19 protein-coding genes and 1 tRNA gene are annotated in these 13567 nt (G+C 69.6%); 3 read left to right on the forward strand and 17 right to left on the reverse strand.

Annotated elements, in window-relative coordinates; genetic code table 11:
* Positions 1 to 210 precede the first annotated feature (210 nt).
* Positions 211 to 291: transfer RNA gene (locus ACZ3YL_RS11945), tRNA-Tyr, on the forward strand.
* A 151-nt stretch (positions 292 to 442) separates the two neighbouring features.
* On the opposite strand, the gene ACZ3YL_RS11950 is transcribed toward ACZ3YL_RS11945, so the two are convergent.
* The 14 genes from ACZ3YL_RS11950 to ACZ3YL_RS12015 form a co-directional block, all read right to left on the reverse strand.
* The gene (locus tag ACZ3YL_RS11950; RefSeq protein WP_465656890.1) at positions 443 to 1834 is read right to left on the reverse strand and encodes a tyrosine-type recombinase/integrase; all 1392 of its coding nucleotides are present in this window, start codon (positions 1832 to 1834) and stop codon (positions 443 to 445) included.
* Positions 1834 to 2019 carry a helix-turn-helix transcriptional regulator gene (locus ACZ3YL_RS11955; RefSeq protein WP_465656892.1) on the reverse strand — a complete coding sequence of 62 codons (186 nt, stop codon included), beginning with the start codon at positions 2017 to 2019 and terminating at the stop codon, positions 1834 to 1836. Before ACZ3YL_RS11955 ends, ACZ3YL_RS11950 begins: the two co-directional genes overlap by 1 nt.
* Positions 2020 to 2276: 257 nt before the next feature.
* Positions 2277 to 4274 (reverse strand): YfjI family protein, encoded by a 1998-nt coding sequence (locus ACZ3YL_RS11960; protein WP_465656893.1) that lies wholly within the window; start codon positions 4272 to 4274, stop codon positions 2277 to 2279.
* Positions 4271 to 4558 (reverse strand): hypothetical protein, encoded by a 288-nt coding sequence (locus ACZ3YL_RS11965; protein ID WP_465656895.1) that lies wholly within the window; start codon positions 4556 to 4558, stop codon positions 4271 to 4273. Before ACZ3YL_RS11965 ends, ACZ3YL_RS11960 begins: the two co-directional genes overlap by 4 nt.
* Before the next feature lie 103 nt (positions 4559 to 4661).
* The gene (locus ACZ3YL_RS11970; RefSeq protein ID WP_465656897.1) at positions 4662 to 4832 is read right to left on the reverse strand and encodes a hypothetical protein; all 171 of its coding nucleotides are present in this window, start codon (positions 4830 to 4832) and stop codon (positions 4662 to 4664) included.
* A 200-nt stretch (positions 4833 to 5032) separates the two neighbouring features.
* Positions 5033 to 5713 (reverse strand): hypothetical protein, encoded by a 681-nt coding sequence (locus ACZ3YL_RS11975; protein WP_465656898.1) that lies wholly within the window; start codon positions 5711 to 5713, stop codon positions 5033 to 5035.
* Positions 5713 to 6147 carry a hypothetical protein gene (locus ACZ3YL_RS11980; protein WP_465656900.1) on the reverse strand — a complete coding sequence of 145 codons (435 nt, stop codon included), beginning with the start codon at positions 6145 to 6147 and terminating at the stop codon, positions 5713 to 5715. Before ACZ3YL_RS11980 ends, ACZ3YL_RS11975 begins: the two co-directional genes overlap by 1 nt.
* Positions 6148 to 6163: 16 nt before the next feature.
* The gene (locus ACZ3YL_RS11985) at positions 6164 to 6919 is read right to left on the reverse strand and encodes a hypothetical protein (RefSeq protein ID WP_465656902.1); all 756 of its coding nucleotides are present in this window, start codon (positions 6917 to 6919) and stop codon (positions 6164 to 6166) included.
* 144 nt (positions 6920 to 7063) lie between these two features.
* On the reverse strand, positions 7064 to 7240 hold the full coding sequence (locus tag ACZ3YL_RS11990) for a hypothetical protein (RefSeq protein WP_465656904.1): 177 nt from the start codon (positions 7238 to 7240) through the stop codon (positions 7064 to 7066).
* Positions 7240 to 7485: a hypothetical protein gene (locus tag ACZ3YL_RS11995; protein WP_401079985.1), complete on the reverse strand. Its 246-nt coding sequence runs from the start codon at positions 7483 to 7485 to the stop codon at positions 7240 to 7242. The genes ACZ3YL_RS11990 and ACZ3YL_RS11995 overlap by 1 nt, the downstream gene beginning before the upstream one ends.
* Positions 7482 to 7604, reverse strand: coding sequence for a hypothetical protein (locus ACZ3YL_RS12000; protein ID WP_400672183.1), 123 nt, complete (start codon positions 7602 to 7604; stop codon positions 7482 to 7484). The genes ACZ3YL_RS11995 and ACZ3YL_RS12000 overlap by 4 nt, the downstream gene beginning before the upstream one ends.
* Positions 7605 to 7751: 147 nt before the next feature.
* Entirely contained in the window at positions 7752 to 8096 is a 345-nt protein-coding gene (locus tag ACZ3YL_RS12005; protein WP_465656906.1) for a hypothetical protein, read from the reverse strand.
* On the reverse strand, positions 8093 to 9097 hold the full coding sequence (locus ACZ3YL_RS12010) for a DUF2637 domain-containing protein (RefSeq protein WP_465657013.1): 1005 nt from the start codon (positions 9095 to 9097) through the stop codon (positions 8093 to 8095). Before ACZ3YL_RS12010 ends, ACZ3YL_RS12005 begins: the two co-directional genes overlap by 4 nt.
* A gap of 94 nt (positions 9098 to 9191) precedes the next feature.
* Positions 9192 to 9470 (reverse strand): hypothetical protein, encoded by a 279-nt coding sequence (locus ACZ3YL_RS12015; RefSeq protein ID WP_465656908.1) that lies wholly within the window; start codon positions 9468 to 9470, stop codon positions 9192 to 9194.
* A 470-nt stretch (positions 9471 to 9940) separates the two neighbouring features.
* Between ACZ3YL_RS12015 and ACZ3YL_RS12020 the strand changes: the two genes are divergently transcribed.
* Together ACZ3YL_RS12020 and ACZ3YL_RS12025 are read left to right on the forward strand one after the other, a co-directional pair.
* Entirely contained in the window at positions 9941 to 10789 is an 849-nt protein-coding gene (locus ACZ3YL_RS12020; RefSeq protein WP_280675262.1) for a GntR family transcriptional regulator, read from the forward strand.
* On the forward strand, positions 10786 to 11472 hold the full coding sequence (locus ACZ3YL_RS12025) for an HAD family hydrolase (protein WP_465656911.1): 687 nt from the start codon (positions 10786 to 10788) through the stop codon (positions 11470 to 11472). The genes ACZ3YL_RS12020 and ACZ3YL_RS12025 overlap by 4 nt, the downstream gene beginning before the upstream one ends.
* Before the next feature lie 46 nt (positions 11473 to 11518).
* Here the strand turns inward: ACZ3YL_RS12025 and ACZ3YL_RS12030 are convergent, their stop codons facing one another.
* The 3 genes from ACZ3YL_RS12030 to ACZ3YL_RS12040 form a co-directional block, all read right to left on the reverse strand.
* The gene (locus ACZ3YL_RS12030; protein WP_465656913.1) at positions 11519 to 12094 is read right to left on the reverse strand and encodes a hypothetical protein; all 576 of its coding nucleotides are present in this window, start codon (positions 12092 to 12094) and stop codon (positions 11519 to 11521) included.
* Positions 12095 to 12098: 4 nt separating this feature from the next.
* Positions 12099 to 12443, reverse strand: a complete 345-nt coding sequence (locus tag ACZ3YL_RS12035; RefSeq protein ID WP_465656915.1) for a hypothetical protein — start codon at positions 12441 to 12443, stop codon at positions 12099 to 12101.
* Positions 12444 to 12504: 61 nt separating this feature from the next.
* Positions 12505 to 13257 carry a TIGR04255 family protein gene (locus ACZ3YL_RS12040; RefSeq protein ID WP_465656917.1) on the reverse strand — a complete coding sequence of 251 codons (753 nt, stop codon included), beginning with the start codon at positions 13255 to 13257 and terminating at the stop codon, positions 12505 to 12507.
* Positions 13258 to 13567: the final 310 nt, after the last annotated feature.

The raw sequence follows: 13567 nt of genomic DNA on the forward strand, positions 1-13567 counted from the left end.
GGTCTCCTTGATGCTCTGGCTTCACTGACACGGCCCGCCCCACCGGGCGCCCGCCGCCCCAGCCTATCCAGCGCCACCCCGGCCCCGCCCGTGACCGCCGCGCGGCGGTTCTTGATCGTCGCGTGATCTATCGAGTGGCGTAGCACCCCCGGGAATCAGGTATGGTTTACCACGTCGAACGGGGCGTGAGCCCCCGGAAACGAAGATCCTGGCTGGTTGCCCGAGCGGCCAAAGGGAGCAGACTGTAAATCTGTCGCGCAAGCTACGCAGGTTCGAACCCTGCACCAGCCACAGGATAGAAAACAGGCCCTGATCTGCGGAAACGCGGATCAGGGCCTGTTTTGTTGTGTTCGAACGCCGGTCATGCCGGATGGTCGTTTTGGGTGGTTTGTCTCACCTCGTTTCGCCCGGATCCCAGTCCTGACCAGCGCACACGGACCAGCTACGGACCAGGATCCGGGGCCGGCGGCGCCGGGCGGTTCCGGTTGAGCCGCTTCGAGATCAGCTCGTTGGCGTACTCGACGGTGCCGTGCAGGCACTTCGCGTAGACCCGGAGCATGACGGCGACGCTGTGCCCCGCCCGGCGGGCGACCTCGGTCGGGTCGACCCCGGAGTTCAGCCCGAGCGAGATCCCGGCGTGCCGTAGGTCGTACGGTCGCTTGCCGAGCTTCGTCGCGCAGTCGGCCGGCGACAGCACCTCGGCGCGGGCCCGCTGCCAGACCACCCCGTAGCCGCTCTCCTGCACCATCCCGCCCCGGGAGGTCCGGAACAGCCGCCCGTCGGGCGCGGCGCCGAAGGCCGCGATGTGCTCCCGCAGGATCGCCACCAGCTCGGGCGGGATCGGAACGCGGCGGGTCGCCTTCTCGGCCCGGTGCTTCAGCCCGCGCTTGTCGTGCGACGTCCCGTCGTCCGTCCAGGACGAGCCGACCCGCGGCCGGGTCTCGTCCAGGACGACGTAGCCCCACCCCTCGACCGGGAGGTGGCAGCGGGCGAGGGTGAGGAACACGGCCTCGGCCGGCCGCAGCCACCCGTAGTAGAGGCAGGCGAAGAAGGCCCGGAGGTGGGCCCCGCGCTTCCCCTGGCGTCCGGCCGCCTCGATCAGCGCCGCGGCCTGGTCCTCGTTGACCACCACGCCGGGGTCGACCTCCTCCTCGGTCTCCGGCGGCTGCCATTGGACGGTCGGGAAGGGGTTGGCGGCCAGGTAGCCCTCCTCCACGGCGTAGCCGAAGAGGTGGCCGAGGATGCGGCGCTTGCGCAGGATGACCGAGGGGGCGGCCTTCTTGCCGTCGAGCTTCACCGCGAGGGCGTTCAGCAGGCGGCGCACCATCGGCGGCTCCTCGAAGGCGGAGACCGGCACGGACTGCTTCTGCACCCACGCCAGGGCCTTGGCCCAGTCCGCCGGCGGCTCCTCGCCCCACGCGTTCACGTTGAAGGCCCAGCTGTAGAGCGCCCGCCGGACGATCCGCTTGTCCGGCATGCCGGCCTTCGACTTCACCAGCTCGAACGTGACCGTGGCGAGGGCGTCGGCCCAGGTCGTGCGGGTCTTGGCCGGAGCCCCTTCCCACCGGGCCTCGACGTACCGTCGGCCGAGCTCGTACCAGGTGATCTGCTTCTCCCTGCGGAGCTCGGAGAGCGGCAGGCCTCGGTCGATGTCGAACGGCTGCCCGTCGCGGAGGGCGGAGATCAGCTCGGACTTCCGGCCGTCGGCCGCGGTCTTGGTCAGGAAGGACTCGGAGAACTCCCTCCCGGCGACGGTCCAGCGGACCATCCAGGGGGCCCGCCGGTCCGGGCGGTGTCGGTGGTCCCAGAACTTGACCTTGTACGAGGTGGGCATCAGGCGGCCACCTCGCAGGCGGCGAGCCACGCGTCCAGGTCGACCCGGTCTACCCGGACCTGGCCGTTGGGGAGTTTGATGAGGCGCGGCGCCTGGCCCCGGGCGCGCATCCGGTAGAAGGCGGCACGGGACATGCCGAGTTCGGCGAGCACGACGGGGAGCTTGAGCAGTTCGCGCTTGGGCATGGCGAAGTCTCCTGCTGTGGGTGCGGAGTGAAGGCTGTGGCGTGTTGCGATCCCTCGCGCGGGCGGATGCGGAGGGCGGAAAGCGTCAGGGATGTCAGGGGAACTCGCTGACCTGCGGATATGGCCCATGCCGGGGCGTCAGGAGTTGTCAGGGCTGTCAGGGGATCCCGGTTATCCCCTGACAGCCCTGGCGTTTCCTGGCGGGCCGTCTGGTGGCGATTGGCCTGGTCAGGGCTTTGCCCTGACATCCCTGACGGTTACGCAGGCGCGTCTGCGGCGGTGGGGGTGCTCACGGCCGGGTGGACGCGGTAGGTGACGGCCTGGGGCCGGCCGCGCTGACCGTTGGCGGTGGGCTGGTCGGTGCGGAGCCAGCCGTGCTGTTCGAGCAGGTGCAGGGCGGGTTCGACGTCGGCGACCTTCTTGAACCGCCGGGACGACGCGACGGCGTCGTGGGCCTTGATGTGGGTGCGGTGGGTGCCGTCCTTCTTCGGCCGCTGGAGCCATTGGAGGAGGGCGTGGGCGTCCTCGGTGGCGGGGTCGGCGGCGATGAGGTCGAAGACCGCGAGGGTGTGAGCCGTGTAGTAGTCCGCGATCTCGGCGGCGCGCTCGACGGTGGCGGCCTCCAGGCCGGCACGCCAGGCGTTGCTGTCCCGGTCGGAGGCGATGTGGTCGGCGAGGTGGAGCAGAACGGCGATCCGGGCGATGTGGCCGACGAGCTTGCCGGCCCAGTCCTTGATATGGGCGAGCGGCTGGTCGGGGCGGAGCTGGACCTCGACGCGTTCCTGGAGGCGCTCGATGGCGAGGTCGGCGGCCTGGTCCATGAGCACGGTGACCGGCTCGGTGAGGTCGGTCATGGCGCGGAGCAGGCGGGTCAGGTTGCGGTCGTAGGCGTTCGCGACCTTGTCGGGGATCGGGGCGGTGCGGACCTTGCGGTAGCCCAGGTTGGAGGGCGGCAGGGAGTAGAGGAAGCGGGCGAGCAGGCCCCGGTCGCGGGCTCCGGGGGCGGTGCCGAGTTCCTGGAGGACGGCGGGCTGCGGGGTCACGCCGATGGTGAGGGCGGGCTTGTCGACCGTGGGCTGCTCGCGGGTGATGCGGTCGGACTGGAGCCGCTCGCCCTTGTGGGCCTGGAGGAACACGCCCAGGTTCGGCTTGCTGCTGTAGCGGCCGACCATGCTGTCGAACAGGTCGCCCTCCGGGGAGAGCGCGGCCAGGCACCGGTGGACGGCGAGCTGGCTGGTGACGGTCTCCGGGGTGATGTCCCCGGACAGCGTCAGCCGCGGGCTCGGCGGGACGGTGATCTCCTCGGCGAGCATCTTCGCAGCGGAGATCTCCGCGATGAGCCGGGTGCGGTCGAGGTCGGGGTTCTTGCGGGCTTTGGCCATCAGGGCGTCGACCTCCGCCAGTGCGGCGTCCTTGGCGGTCTCGGCCTCGATGATCACCGCCCTGGCGCCGGCCTGGAGCTCCGCCTCGACCTTGTAGACCGGGCCCATCGTGAACGCGAACACGTCGGATTTGCGGCTGGCCGGGGGCATCGCGCAGGTCAGGTAGAGGTTGGACTGCTCGCGCCAGCCGGGCCGGATCTCCACGTTCACCCGCCCGCCGGCAGCGGTCGACAGGGCGGCGAGGGCCATGGTGGCGGCGGCGTCGGGCGGGGTCTGGGTGAACTCGGCGACCGCGGCGACGTAGGCGCCGACCCACCCGGGCAGGGCCTGGACGGGGAAGGTCGGCAGGGCGCCGTGGGAGCCGAGCGGAACGGGGTCGAGCCAGGTGTCTCCGGCGGCGAGGTCGGCGAGCATCGAGAGGGCAGCGGTGCGGACGGCGTCCAGGTCGGCCTGGTCCTCGCCGGCCATGGCCATGTTGGCGAGGCGGCTGGTGGCGGTGCCGATCCGGCGGCGCTCGGCGGCGAGGCGCACGATCTCGGCGTAGTAATCGCCGTTGGCGGCGGTCGGGGTCGCCTCGACGCAGGCGTGCAGGTAGCCGGGCCCGCCGACGCGGCCCAGGTCGCCCTGGGCGCGCAGGACGCCGGCCAGCAGCATCGGGTCGACCGGCCGCTCGCCGCCAGCCATCCGGGTGATGGCGCGCCAGATCGTCTCGTGCACAGGGTGGTAGAACGCGCTCGGATCGCCGAGCTGGGCGGCAAGCGCGGGGATCTGGACGGGGTCGAGCAGGGCGGCGCCGATGACGGCCTGCTCGGCGGCCTTCACGTCGGCGGGCTCCGGCCGGAACGGGATCACGTTCAAGGAGTTCTCGGTCACCGCTCCTCCTCGTCGGGGAGCTGGTGGTGGTCGAGCCAGGCGAACGTGGAGGTGGTCTGGGCGCGGTAGTAGACCTCGATGGCAGCGTCGGGGACGCTGCCGACGTGGACGCGCGGGTCGACGAGGCTGGCGTACAGGCGCGCGCCGTGGTGCACGCAGGCCTTGGCGGCGTCGCCGTGCCGGTCGAGGACGGTCACGGCGTCGCGCGGGCCCTCGCAGGGGCTGGCGTCGCCGAGGTGGGCGGCCTCGCAGCGGGGCTGCGGCGAGGTGGTGTTTCCGGGCATGCTGGAGTCCTCTGGTCTCTGAGAGGGGATCGGATTGGCCCCGCAGCAACCGCATGTCACCCGGAAAGGTCGGCGGTTGCTGCGGGGCTTCGTGCTGTGTCGGTCAGTCGTCCTCGGGGCCGCAGAGGCAGTACTCGGGGGTGGCGCCCTGGCCGATCTGGCAGGCGCAGTAGATGAGTCCGAGCGGGGTTTCGAGGGGCTCGCCGCCGGTGCAGTGGTCGCACTCACCCGGCGCCCAGCCGGCGGCGTCGAACTCGTCGTAGTCGTCGTACACGGTGATGCCTTTCAGCGGGCAGCCCGTCGCGGCGGCCGTCGCGGGGCCGCGACGCCAGGCTGCTGAGGGGGTGTCGATTGGTGGGGTAGGGCGGTAGGTAGGGGCCGGTAGGGAGGGCGGTAGGCGCGCGCTGACCTGCGGTTCCTACCGCCCTACCGGCGTCCGAGAGGGGGTGTCAGGAGGGGCTGGGGGAGAGGGGTTCAGGCGGCCTTCTGGACGACCGCCGGGACGGTGCCCGGGGCGGCCTCGGGAAGGGCGTCCAGCAGCACCGCGAGGCGGTTGCGCTGGCGCCCGTTGAAGGTGAGCTTCTTGCCCTCGACCAGGGCCACCCCCAGGCCCTCCAGGTGGGCCCTCAGGTCGGGGACCTTCCAGCCACCGAAGAGACCCCTCGCCTGGCCCTCCTCCAGGACCTGGGAGAGGTGTGCGGCGGTGCCCTGGTCGGACATCGCGGCGACGTACCGCACGAGGGCGTACAGGTCGGCGTCGGCGGGGGCGTCCTGGAGCTCGTCGTCCTGGTCGTCGGAGTCGTCCGGCCCGGCCTCGGCGGAGACCTCTTCCTGGCTCCCGGCCTTGGCCTTGGCCGCCCTCTCCTTCGCGGCCTGGTCGGCCTCGGCCAGTTCGGCGGCGGCCTCGGTGTTGCCGACCACGACCGCCACGACCACCCACAGGACGAGGAGGACGGTGATCGTGGTCGGCGCGTACCGGGCGACGGGCCGGGCCAGGACGGGGGAGAGGAAGAGGCCGAGGGCGAGCGCTCCACCGACCTGCTGGCGGGTGATGGTGACCTTCTCGGCGTGGGGCCGGACGGCCCGGATGATCAGCCTGTTGCCCAGGCCGAACGCGGTGACCGACACACCTTCGAGGTAGCGGTGCAGCTTCATCAGGCACCGACCAGGCCCTTGAGGACCGAGCCGATCACGGTGAGCGGCAGGGCCCAGATCCCGCCGGCGGCGGCGTAGACGGACGGCACGGTGGCGCCGAGGATGCTGTCCTTCCACGGGCCGGGCTTGGTGCCGAACAGGGCGAGGGTCAGGATCGCGGCGACCGCCCCGGCGCCGACGTTGCCGAACGCCTGGCTCTGCGAGGTGAAGGCGTGGGCGAGGGCGTCGCCGACCGTGCCCGGTGCGCTGAAGGCCTGTCCGGCACCGGCCGCGAAGATACCGAAGACGATCATGAGCCAGGCGGTGTGCTCGTCCTTGTGCTTCTTGGCGAGCTTGCCCTGCTTCTCGGCCTTGCGGCTGCCGAGGATGATCCACACGGCGATGGCCAGGCAGAGGCCGCCGGAGCCGAACGAGCCGAGCAGCTGGGTGTCCATGGCGATCTCCTGACGGTCAGTGGTGGGAGCTGGAGAGGAGGGTGATCAACGGGGCCAGGCCGAGGGCGCCGACCAGGGCGGAGGCGAGCGGCACTCGGACGAGGACCAGGACGGTGAGGGCGCCGGGGCCGCGGACCTCGGACACCCGGACGTGGCCCCACCTGCGCATGCGCAGGTCGAGGACCCAGGCGCCGGCCGCGGCGAACGCGGCGACGGTGAGGGGCAGGTGGGCGGCCAGCTGGACGGCGCCGACGTTGAAGCCGACCACGGCGGAGGCCGTGGTGAGGATGCACCAGCGGCGGAAGCGGCGGGCGCGCTCGGACTGGGGCTGGCGCCACAGCACGGAGGCCTTGTGGCGCTGGGCCAGCCGCTCGGACCGGTGCCGGGCCTTGCGTTGCTCGGGGGTCTCTCCCTGTCGTTGGTACCAGTCCTCGCGCTCGTTGCGGATCCGCTCGGCCCGCTCTTCCGGCGTCTCACTGATCAGCAGGCCCAGGCGGTTCACCAGGCTGTCCACGTCGTAGGAGGGGGCGGGCGGCGGGACGGGCTGCTGCGGGTCGGCGGGGCCGGCCTCGTCGACCAGGTCCTCGTCGGCCTGGTCCTCGCCGGCGTCGTCGGGGGCGGTCTTGCCGAGGTCGACGGGCGCGGCCTCGGCCTCGGGAGCGGTGCGCTGGTTCCACGGACCGCTCTTGCGCCACCACTCGGCAACGGGCTCGGGTTCGGCGTCGGGCATGCCGACGGTCGGCGGCTGGGTCGGGGGCGGGGGGACGTTCACCGGTACCACCCCCGGCGGGCCAGCTCGCGCAGGGCCCACAGGCCGATCCCGGCGTCGACCAGGATCAGCAGCAGAACCAGGTAGATCACGGTCTGCCTCCATTGGCAGGTAGCGGGCCCGGCTGTAGCCGGGCCCGACAGCGGGTCAGGAGGAGAGCCACCAGCGGCGGGGGATGGGTCCGGGGCCGGGGGTGGTGCTGCGGTTCTCCGGGCGGGCGTTGATCGCGGCGCGCCCGGCCCGGTCCGCCTCGCGGACGGCCTTCGCCCTCTGCTGCTGGCGGGACTGCGGCTGGGCGAGCTGCTTCTTGCCGAGGCCGAACATCAGGCGCCCTCCCCGATCCGGCCGACAAGGACGAACGGCTCGCCGTCCAGCTCGCAGAGCGCGCGGAACTCGGCGGGGCGCTCGCCGTCGGCGGAGGCGTCGGAGACCGTCAGGCGGCGGCACCAGGTCTCGCGGAGCAGGCCGGCGACCTCATCGATCGTCAGCGGCTCGGCGAGCCGGTAGGCGAGGCCGCCGTGGTCGAGGCGGGCGATGCCCAGGCCGGGCACCTGCTTGAGCGTGTTCACCGGGCACCGCCCGTCTTGCCGACCTGGACGGTCAGCACGCGGTCGGCGCCGGCGGCGGCGCGGGTGCGGTCTTCGGGAGTGATCGGGGGGACGGGGGGTGCGATCATGGTCAGGGCCATGACAGTGATCTCCTTGCTGAGGATCAGCCGAGCAGGTGTGGGGAGGCTGCGGGCCGCGGCGGCGGTGCTGTCGGCGCAGGTCAGGCAGGTGCCGTCCGGCGGGTGCCGTCCGGCGGGTGCCGTCCGGGTCCCAGCGCTGTCGGCGACCTACCGCTCGTCGTCCGTGTCGTGCGGGTAGAAGCCGTACAGTTCGACCGGGACGCCACTGTGGGTGCCGGTGGCGATCAGCCAGGTGGTCGCGCCGTGCTGCTTCTGCTCGACGGTGGCGGGGTCGAGGCCGAGGGCGGCCCGCCACTGCTCGAACTGGCCGAGGCCGTAGTGCAGGGCGATGTACAGCCCCCACTTCCAGTCGTACGTGCCCGGTACGGACGTCACCTTCAGCTGGACGTCCGGGGCGGGCAGGCTCGGGTGAGCGGCGAGGATGGCCAGCAGGGCGCTGGCGGCGCTGACCTGGTCGCTGGCAACGGCGGTGGTCTCGATGCTGGTGGTCACGATGCCTGTTCCTCGGGCGCGGTGGTCTCGTCGGTGCCGGGTACGGCGTGCAGGGCGGGGCGCTCGGTGGAGCGCAGTTCCTGGTAGCGACTGGCGATCCAGCCGGCGGACCAGCCGGTCAGGTCGACCGCCCGGCGCTGCGGGATGCGGGCCACGACGCAGTCCTGGACCGTCATCCGGGCCTGGTCCTCGGGCAGTCGCCCGTCCACGGCGGGGGCGGTGAGGAGTTTCTTCCGGAGCTGCTCGATCTCCCGCTCGGCGTCCTGCTCACGCTCGCGCTCACGGCGCTCACGCTCGCTCACCTCGCGCTCACGGTGTTCACGCTCGACCCGCTCGGCGTCCTGCCGGCGCTGCCGCTCGTCGCGGTCGGCGGCGTCCCGGCGGGCCTGCTCGTCCCGCTGTTCGCGGGCCAGGCGCTCCTCGTGCTCACGCTGCTTGTCGGCCATCCGCTCGTCGTGCTCACGGCGCTCACGCTCGCGCTGCTCGGCCCGGGCGAAGTCGGCCAGCCGGTCCTCGCGTTCCTGCTTCCGGCGGTCCTCCTGACGGCGCTCGCGCTCGGCCCGCTCATCGCGCTCTCGGGCCGCTCGTGTGGCCAGCGCGGCGGCGATCGCCCGCCGGTAGGCGAGAGAGGTCTCCGCCGTGACGATCAGCAGCAGTGGCGCCACCGAGTGGACCGCCACCCCGACTTTGTCGTTGTCCAGGGCGGATTGACCCACGTTGAGCAGCACCGTCATGGCGCCGGTCATCCAGCGCAGCACGGCCGGCCACCGACCGCCGTCGCCGTCGAGGCGGGCGAGGGTGCTGTCCATCCGGACCACGATCACCACCGCCGCGTCCACGACCAGCGGCAGGATCGGAGCCGTCCACCCCCAACCCTTCGGGGTGTGGTGGGACATCAGCGGGGTCACCGTGAGCACGCTGTACAGGACCGCGCCGAGCGTGATCGTCCACGTGCCGACCGCCAGCGCCTTCTCGGCCGAGCGGATCTGCTCCGGGCTCATCGGCACCTTCACCACGACCACCGCCCGGCGAGCGGAGAACACGTCGTGAGCGAGTCGTGAGCGGACGTGAGCGCCGTGAGTGCGAGTCCGGTGCTCACGCGGCCACCCGCTCGATGCTCGCGGTGCGGCGGATGACCGCCGGGCGCCGCAGCGGCACCGGCGCCATCTTCATCTGCTGCTCGGCGAAGGCGGCCAGCTCCGGGTCCTCCCGGCGCAGGTCCGCCAGGACCGCGTACGCCACGTCCAACCGGGCCTGGCGCTCGATCGCCGACTCGCCGACCACGCCGGCGAACAGCTCCTCGTCCACGCCCAACGCCAGCTCCGCGAACTCCTCGGTGCCCAAGGCGTGTTGACCTGCAACAATCGACTTCACGGGTCTACCTCTTCCAGTGGGAGGCGGGCCCCAGGGGCTGCCGCGCGCCCGGCCAAGGAAAGCGCGGCGGCCCCGAATCCAGGGCCAGCTACTCGTCATGTCACGAGCAGCCATGACCCCCGATCCGCCGCAGGCGGCGCGGATCGGGGACCAAAGACACTCGTTCGCTGAGACCGCGCCGGTCCGGCGCCGAGGAGTTCGGCGGCGAGCTGGCGGGGGGTGCGTCTTTCAGGGCAGACGCGGACCTCTCGGTCCATGCCAAGGCGCGGTCGACCTCGGCCCGATCTGTCCCGGGCCCCTTCGCCTATCCCCATAGGCACATTTGTGCAGCTCAGAGCAGCCCAAAGAAGGCCCCTCTGTGTCGCCCCTGTCTCACTTGGCGCGACACCCACAACATAGACAACCTGCTTAGGCAGGTCAAGAGAGTTGGGTTTCTCGCGCCTGTTGGGCACCTCCCCTAGCATTGGTCCATGGCCCTAGACCCGGATGACTCTCGCCCCCCGTATCAGCAGGTCGGCAGCTCTCTGCGGGCCTCGATCCTCACGAAGAAGCCGGGCTTCGAGACCGGCGACAAGCTCCCCTCCGGCCCCGAGCTGGCGAAGCACTTCGGCGTGGCGCGCGGCACGGTGGACAAGGCGCTCGACCTGCTCCGCACCGAGGGGCTGATCGTGACCCGGCAGGGGAGCGGCTCGTTCGTGCGGGAGCGCACATCGCGGCCGGTCGGGCTGCGGCCGCACCTCGAAGCGGCCTTCGAACAGCAGCAGGTGACCCTCGACTTCGCCGGCTTCTCCAGCGAGACGCTGCACAACGCGCTGCAGGAGCCGCTCGACAAGGTCCGCTCCGGCCGGCTGGCGCCGGAATCCATCACGGTCCGCCTGCTGCTGCCGGACACCACGGCGCCGATGGCCGTGCCGGTCCTGGTCGACGGGCTGCAGGACGAGGCCGCCCTCCGGGAGCGCGCCCGCAACATCGCCCTGACGAACGCCGGCGGGATCGCCCACTCGGTGGAGATGTTGGCCGAGCTGGGCCTGGTCCAGAAGGCGAGCGTCCAGGTCAAGGTGCACCGGGCGTCCAGCCTGTTCAAGCTGTACATCCTGAACCGGTCGGAGGCCTTCTTCGGCTTCTACCCGCTCCGCGAGCGCACCGTGGCGATCGACGACACCGCCCACACCTTCTACGACGTGACCGGTAAGGACACCACCCTGTTCCACCACGCCGCCGGCCCGGACGACGCGTCGCTTGGGTCGCAGTACGTCCAGCAGGCGCAGATGTGGTTCGACAGCGTGTGGAGCACGATCGCCTACGAGCGGCAGCCATGACCGCCACGCCTCAGCAACTCGCCGACGTGCTGCGGCCGGTGAAGCACGTGCTGCTCGACTTCGACGGCCCGGTGTGCTCGGTCTTCGCTGGCCTCCCCGCTTCGGTGGTCGCGCAGCGACTCCGCGAGGGTCTGCTCGCCGGTGGCGAGCAGGTGCCAGCCGGGGCGGAGGAGGGGGACGATCCGCTCGCCCTGCTCCGGCTGATCTCGGAGGCTCGGCCCGATCTGACGGAGAGTACGGACACCGCGTTGGCCGCGCTGGAGACTGAAGCTGTCCGGGGAGCCCGCCCGACCCCGGGCGGAGAATCGGTTTTGAGTGCTGCTGTCCGCTCAGGTCGGCTGGTCTCTGTTGTCAGCAATAACGCGAGCGTGGCCATCGAGGCCTACCTAGCCGAGCACGGTCTCGATGGCTACGTGGCCGGCGTCTTCGGACGAGCCCCCGGCGACCCCTCGTCCATGAAGCCGAACCCGCGCCTCCTGCTTGAAGCGATGGAAGCTGCAGGTGTCAGCCCGGAGTACTGCGTCTTCATTGGCGACGCGGCCCGCGACGTCGAGGCCGGGGCCGCCGCCAGCGTCCCGACGATCGGCTACGCCAATAAGCCGGGGAAGGATGTCAGGCTCACGGCCGCTGGTGCCGTAGTAGTTGTGGACTCGATGGGGCTCATTGCGGACGCCCTGAGTTGACGCTCAAGCCACGCGGGGGTAGTAAACGCTGGCGCGGTCCGGCTGGCTACGACTTGTATGAGGAAAAATCGTGGCAGGTCTTCGGCAAGGCAACGCGCATGAAGTACCTCGCAAATGACTGGGCGAGGTGCTCCTTGTAAGGGGGCTGCAGTCGCAAGCGAAGGCCCTGCTTTTCTGCAAGCCCCTGAAGCGTTGCCTTCGGGAGCAGGTATAGGCGGTAGAAGTTTACGAGCGACCAGGGAATGGATATCTCTCCGTCATGCGGGCGAATAAGTGCATAGCCCGGGGCGTTCCCTTGAATACACAGGTCGCGAAACTTTTTGCTTGCCACCATTCCATTTCCCCGTGCTGACTCCTCAGCCACCAGGGAGTCGTAGGATATGACTTGCGCTGCAAGTATCTCCGTTATCTTGTCATTCTCAATGTCGCAAGTCTGACTAAGAATGGTTATGTCGGTGATATACTCCTCAAACTCAAGATCTGATTCGCTGTGGGCTGTGCCGCGTGTAGGCTCCTGGAGATTCTCCACATGGCACGGTCGGAAGACACTGCAGTTGAATATGAGATCCCCCTGCTCCAGGTCTCTGCCGCATATCGTCTCATACCATGCAGGCATGCTCACTGAGTCACTCATTGTCGGCCAGGATTAGCAGCGCCGACAGTTCATCGTCGGGGATGGATAGGGAGTTCGACTCTCGTGTCACCCGTCGTATGCGGGCCTTGAAGTTCCGAACCTTCCGTTCTCCGCTGAGGGTGGGCGCGTTTTCTTTGGGGGCCTCGCGCCGATGGCAGCTCAGCACAAGCTGATCCCTGAGCTCGTTCTCCCGCAGGGCGCGCTCGATCTCGGCGGCTGCTGACGAGAGTCCTGCAGTGACGGCGGCAGCTCGGCTTGCGTACGCCGTGGCTACGCTGGTCGCTACAGTGAACGGACTTGCCGCCATCGGGGACACGTCCACGGTCAGCGACGGCATGTAACTCCCGGGCGCCGTCAGGCTTGAAGTTCTGATGGAATCCCGTTGTGCTCGGGAGCGCTCAATTGTCGGCATCGAAGATCCCTCGCAAGTTGTCGGTGATCAGCGATTCGAAGGCAACCTTTTCTCGAAGCCGCAAATCTTCGAGGCGGCTCTCCATCTCTTCGAAATCAACTTCATCGTTCCAGCTGACATCTAGATCAAGAATGAAGGCGGAGGTTCCGGGATCTGATGCTTGACTGGTCCAGGTGAATGAGATTTTTGCGGCCGGATTGTCTTCGTACTGAATCTCCATCCTGTCGAAGAATGAAGCGATCGATCCGGGGAATCCGTCGGGTGGGAGGCCCTGTGCCACCGTAAAATATTCAGCAAAGGAAATCGCTGGACTGGGAATTGCGATCTTGTTGATGTACCTGACACTCATTGCGCTAATGGAGGTCGGGCTGGCAACTTCTCGGTAGCTAGAAACTGCCCGTAGCGTTCTCGGGCGGAACTTCTCCCAGCCTTCATAAGGGGCGAGGCTGTGAATGCTAATTCTGTCGGGTCCAACTGTGGCCGCCTTGTTGTCGCCCTTAAAGACGGCCATAGGCGACTGGGTTTGCTGAATCATTAGAGCCGATGTGCTGTCACCGGTTTGGATTCCCAGGTTCGCCTGAATTGGTGCAAATTGCTCGGGTTCGCCCGGGTAGTCGGCACTGATTCGCTCATAGAGTCGTCCGGGGACTGTGAGATTCCATGCTGGTCCGGGGATAAACGCAAAGGTGCAGATCGCTTCGATGATTGGCGGGTTCTTGTAGCTCTTGCGATCGCTCACCGGAGCAGTCCTCTCGCCAGGTCTCGCTATCCATGCCACCGTGCGGCGCTCGCCGCATCGTCGTGGCCTATCATCGCGCAGCGCACCTGGTCGTGTCTTCCCCCTCGCACAGCGTCGACGGCAGCTACGTCGGCATCTAGCGGACCGTGCGGGAGTTGGTGCTACCGGACTGCTGCGAGGCCTCGGGCCGTCGGCTTTCAAATGACCGCCGAGCCACTCATCGCGTGATCCTTCTAGTGCACTCTGGGCGGCAAGTTGTTGGGCAGTCGCGCCAAGATCCGGACCGGTGGCGGACCACGAGCGGCAGGCA

The organism is Kitasatospora sp. NPDC023176 (assembly GCF_055560495.1).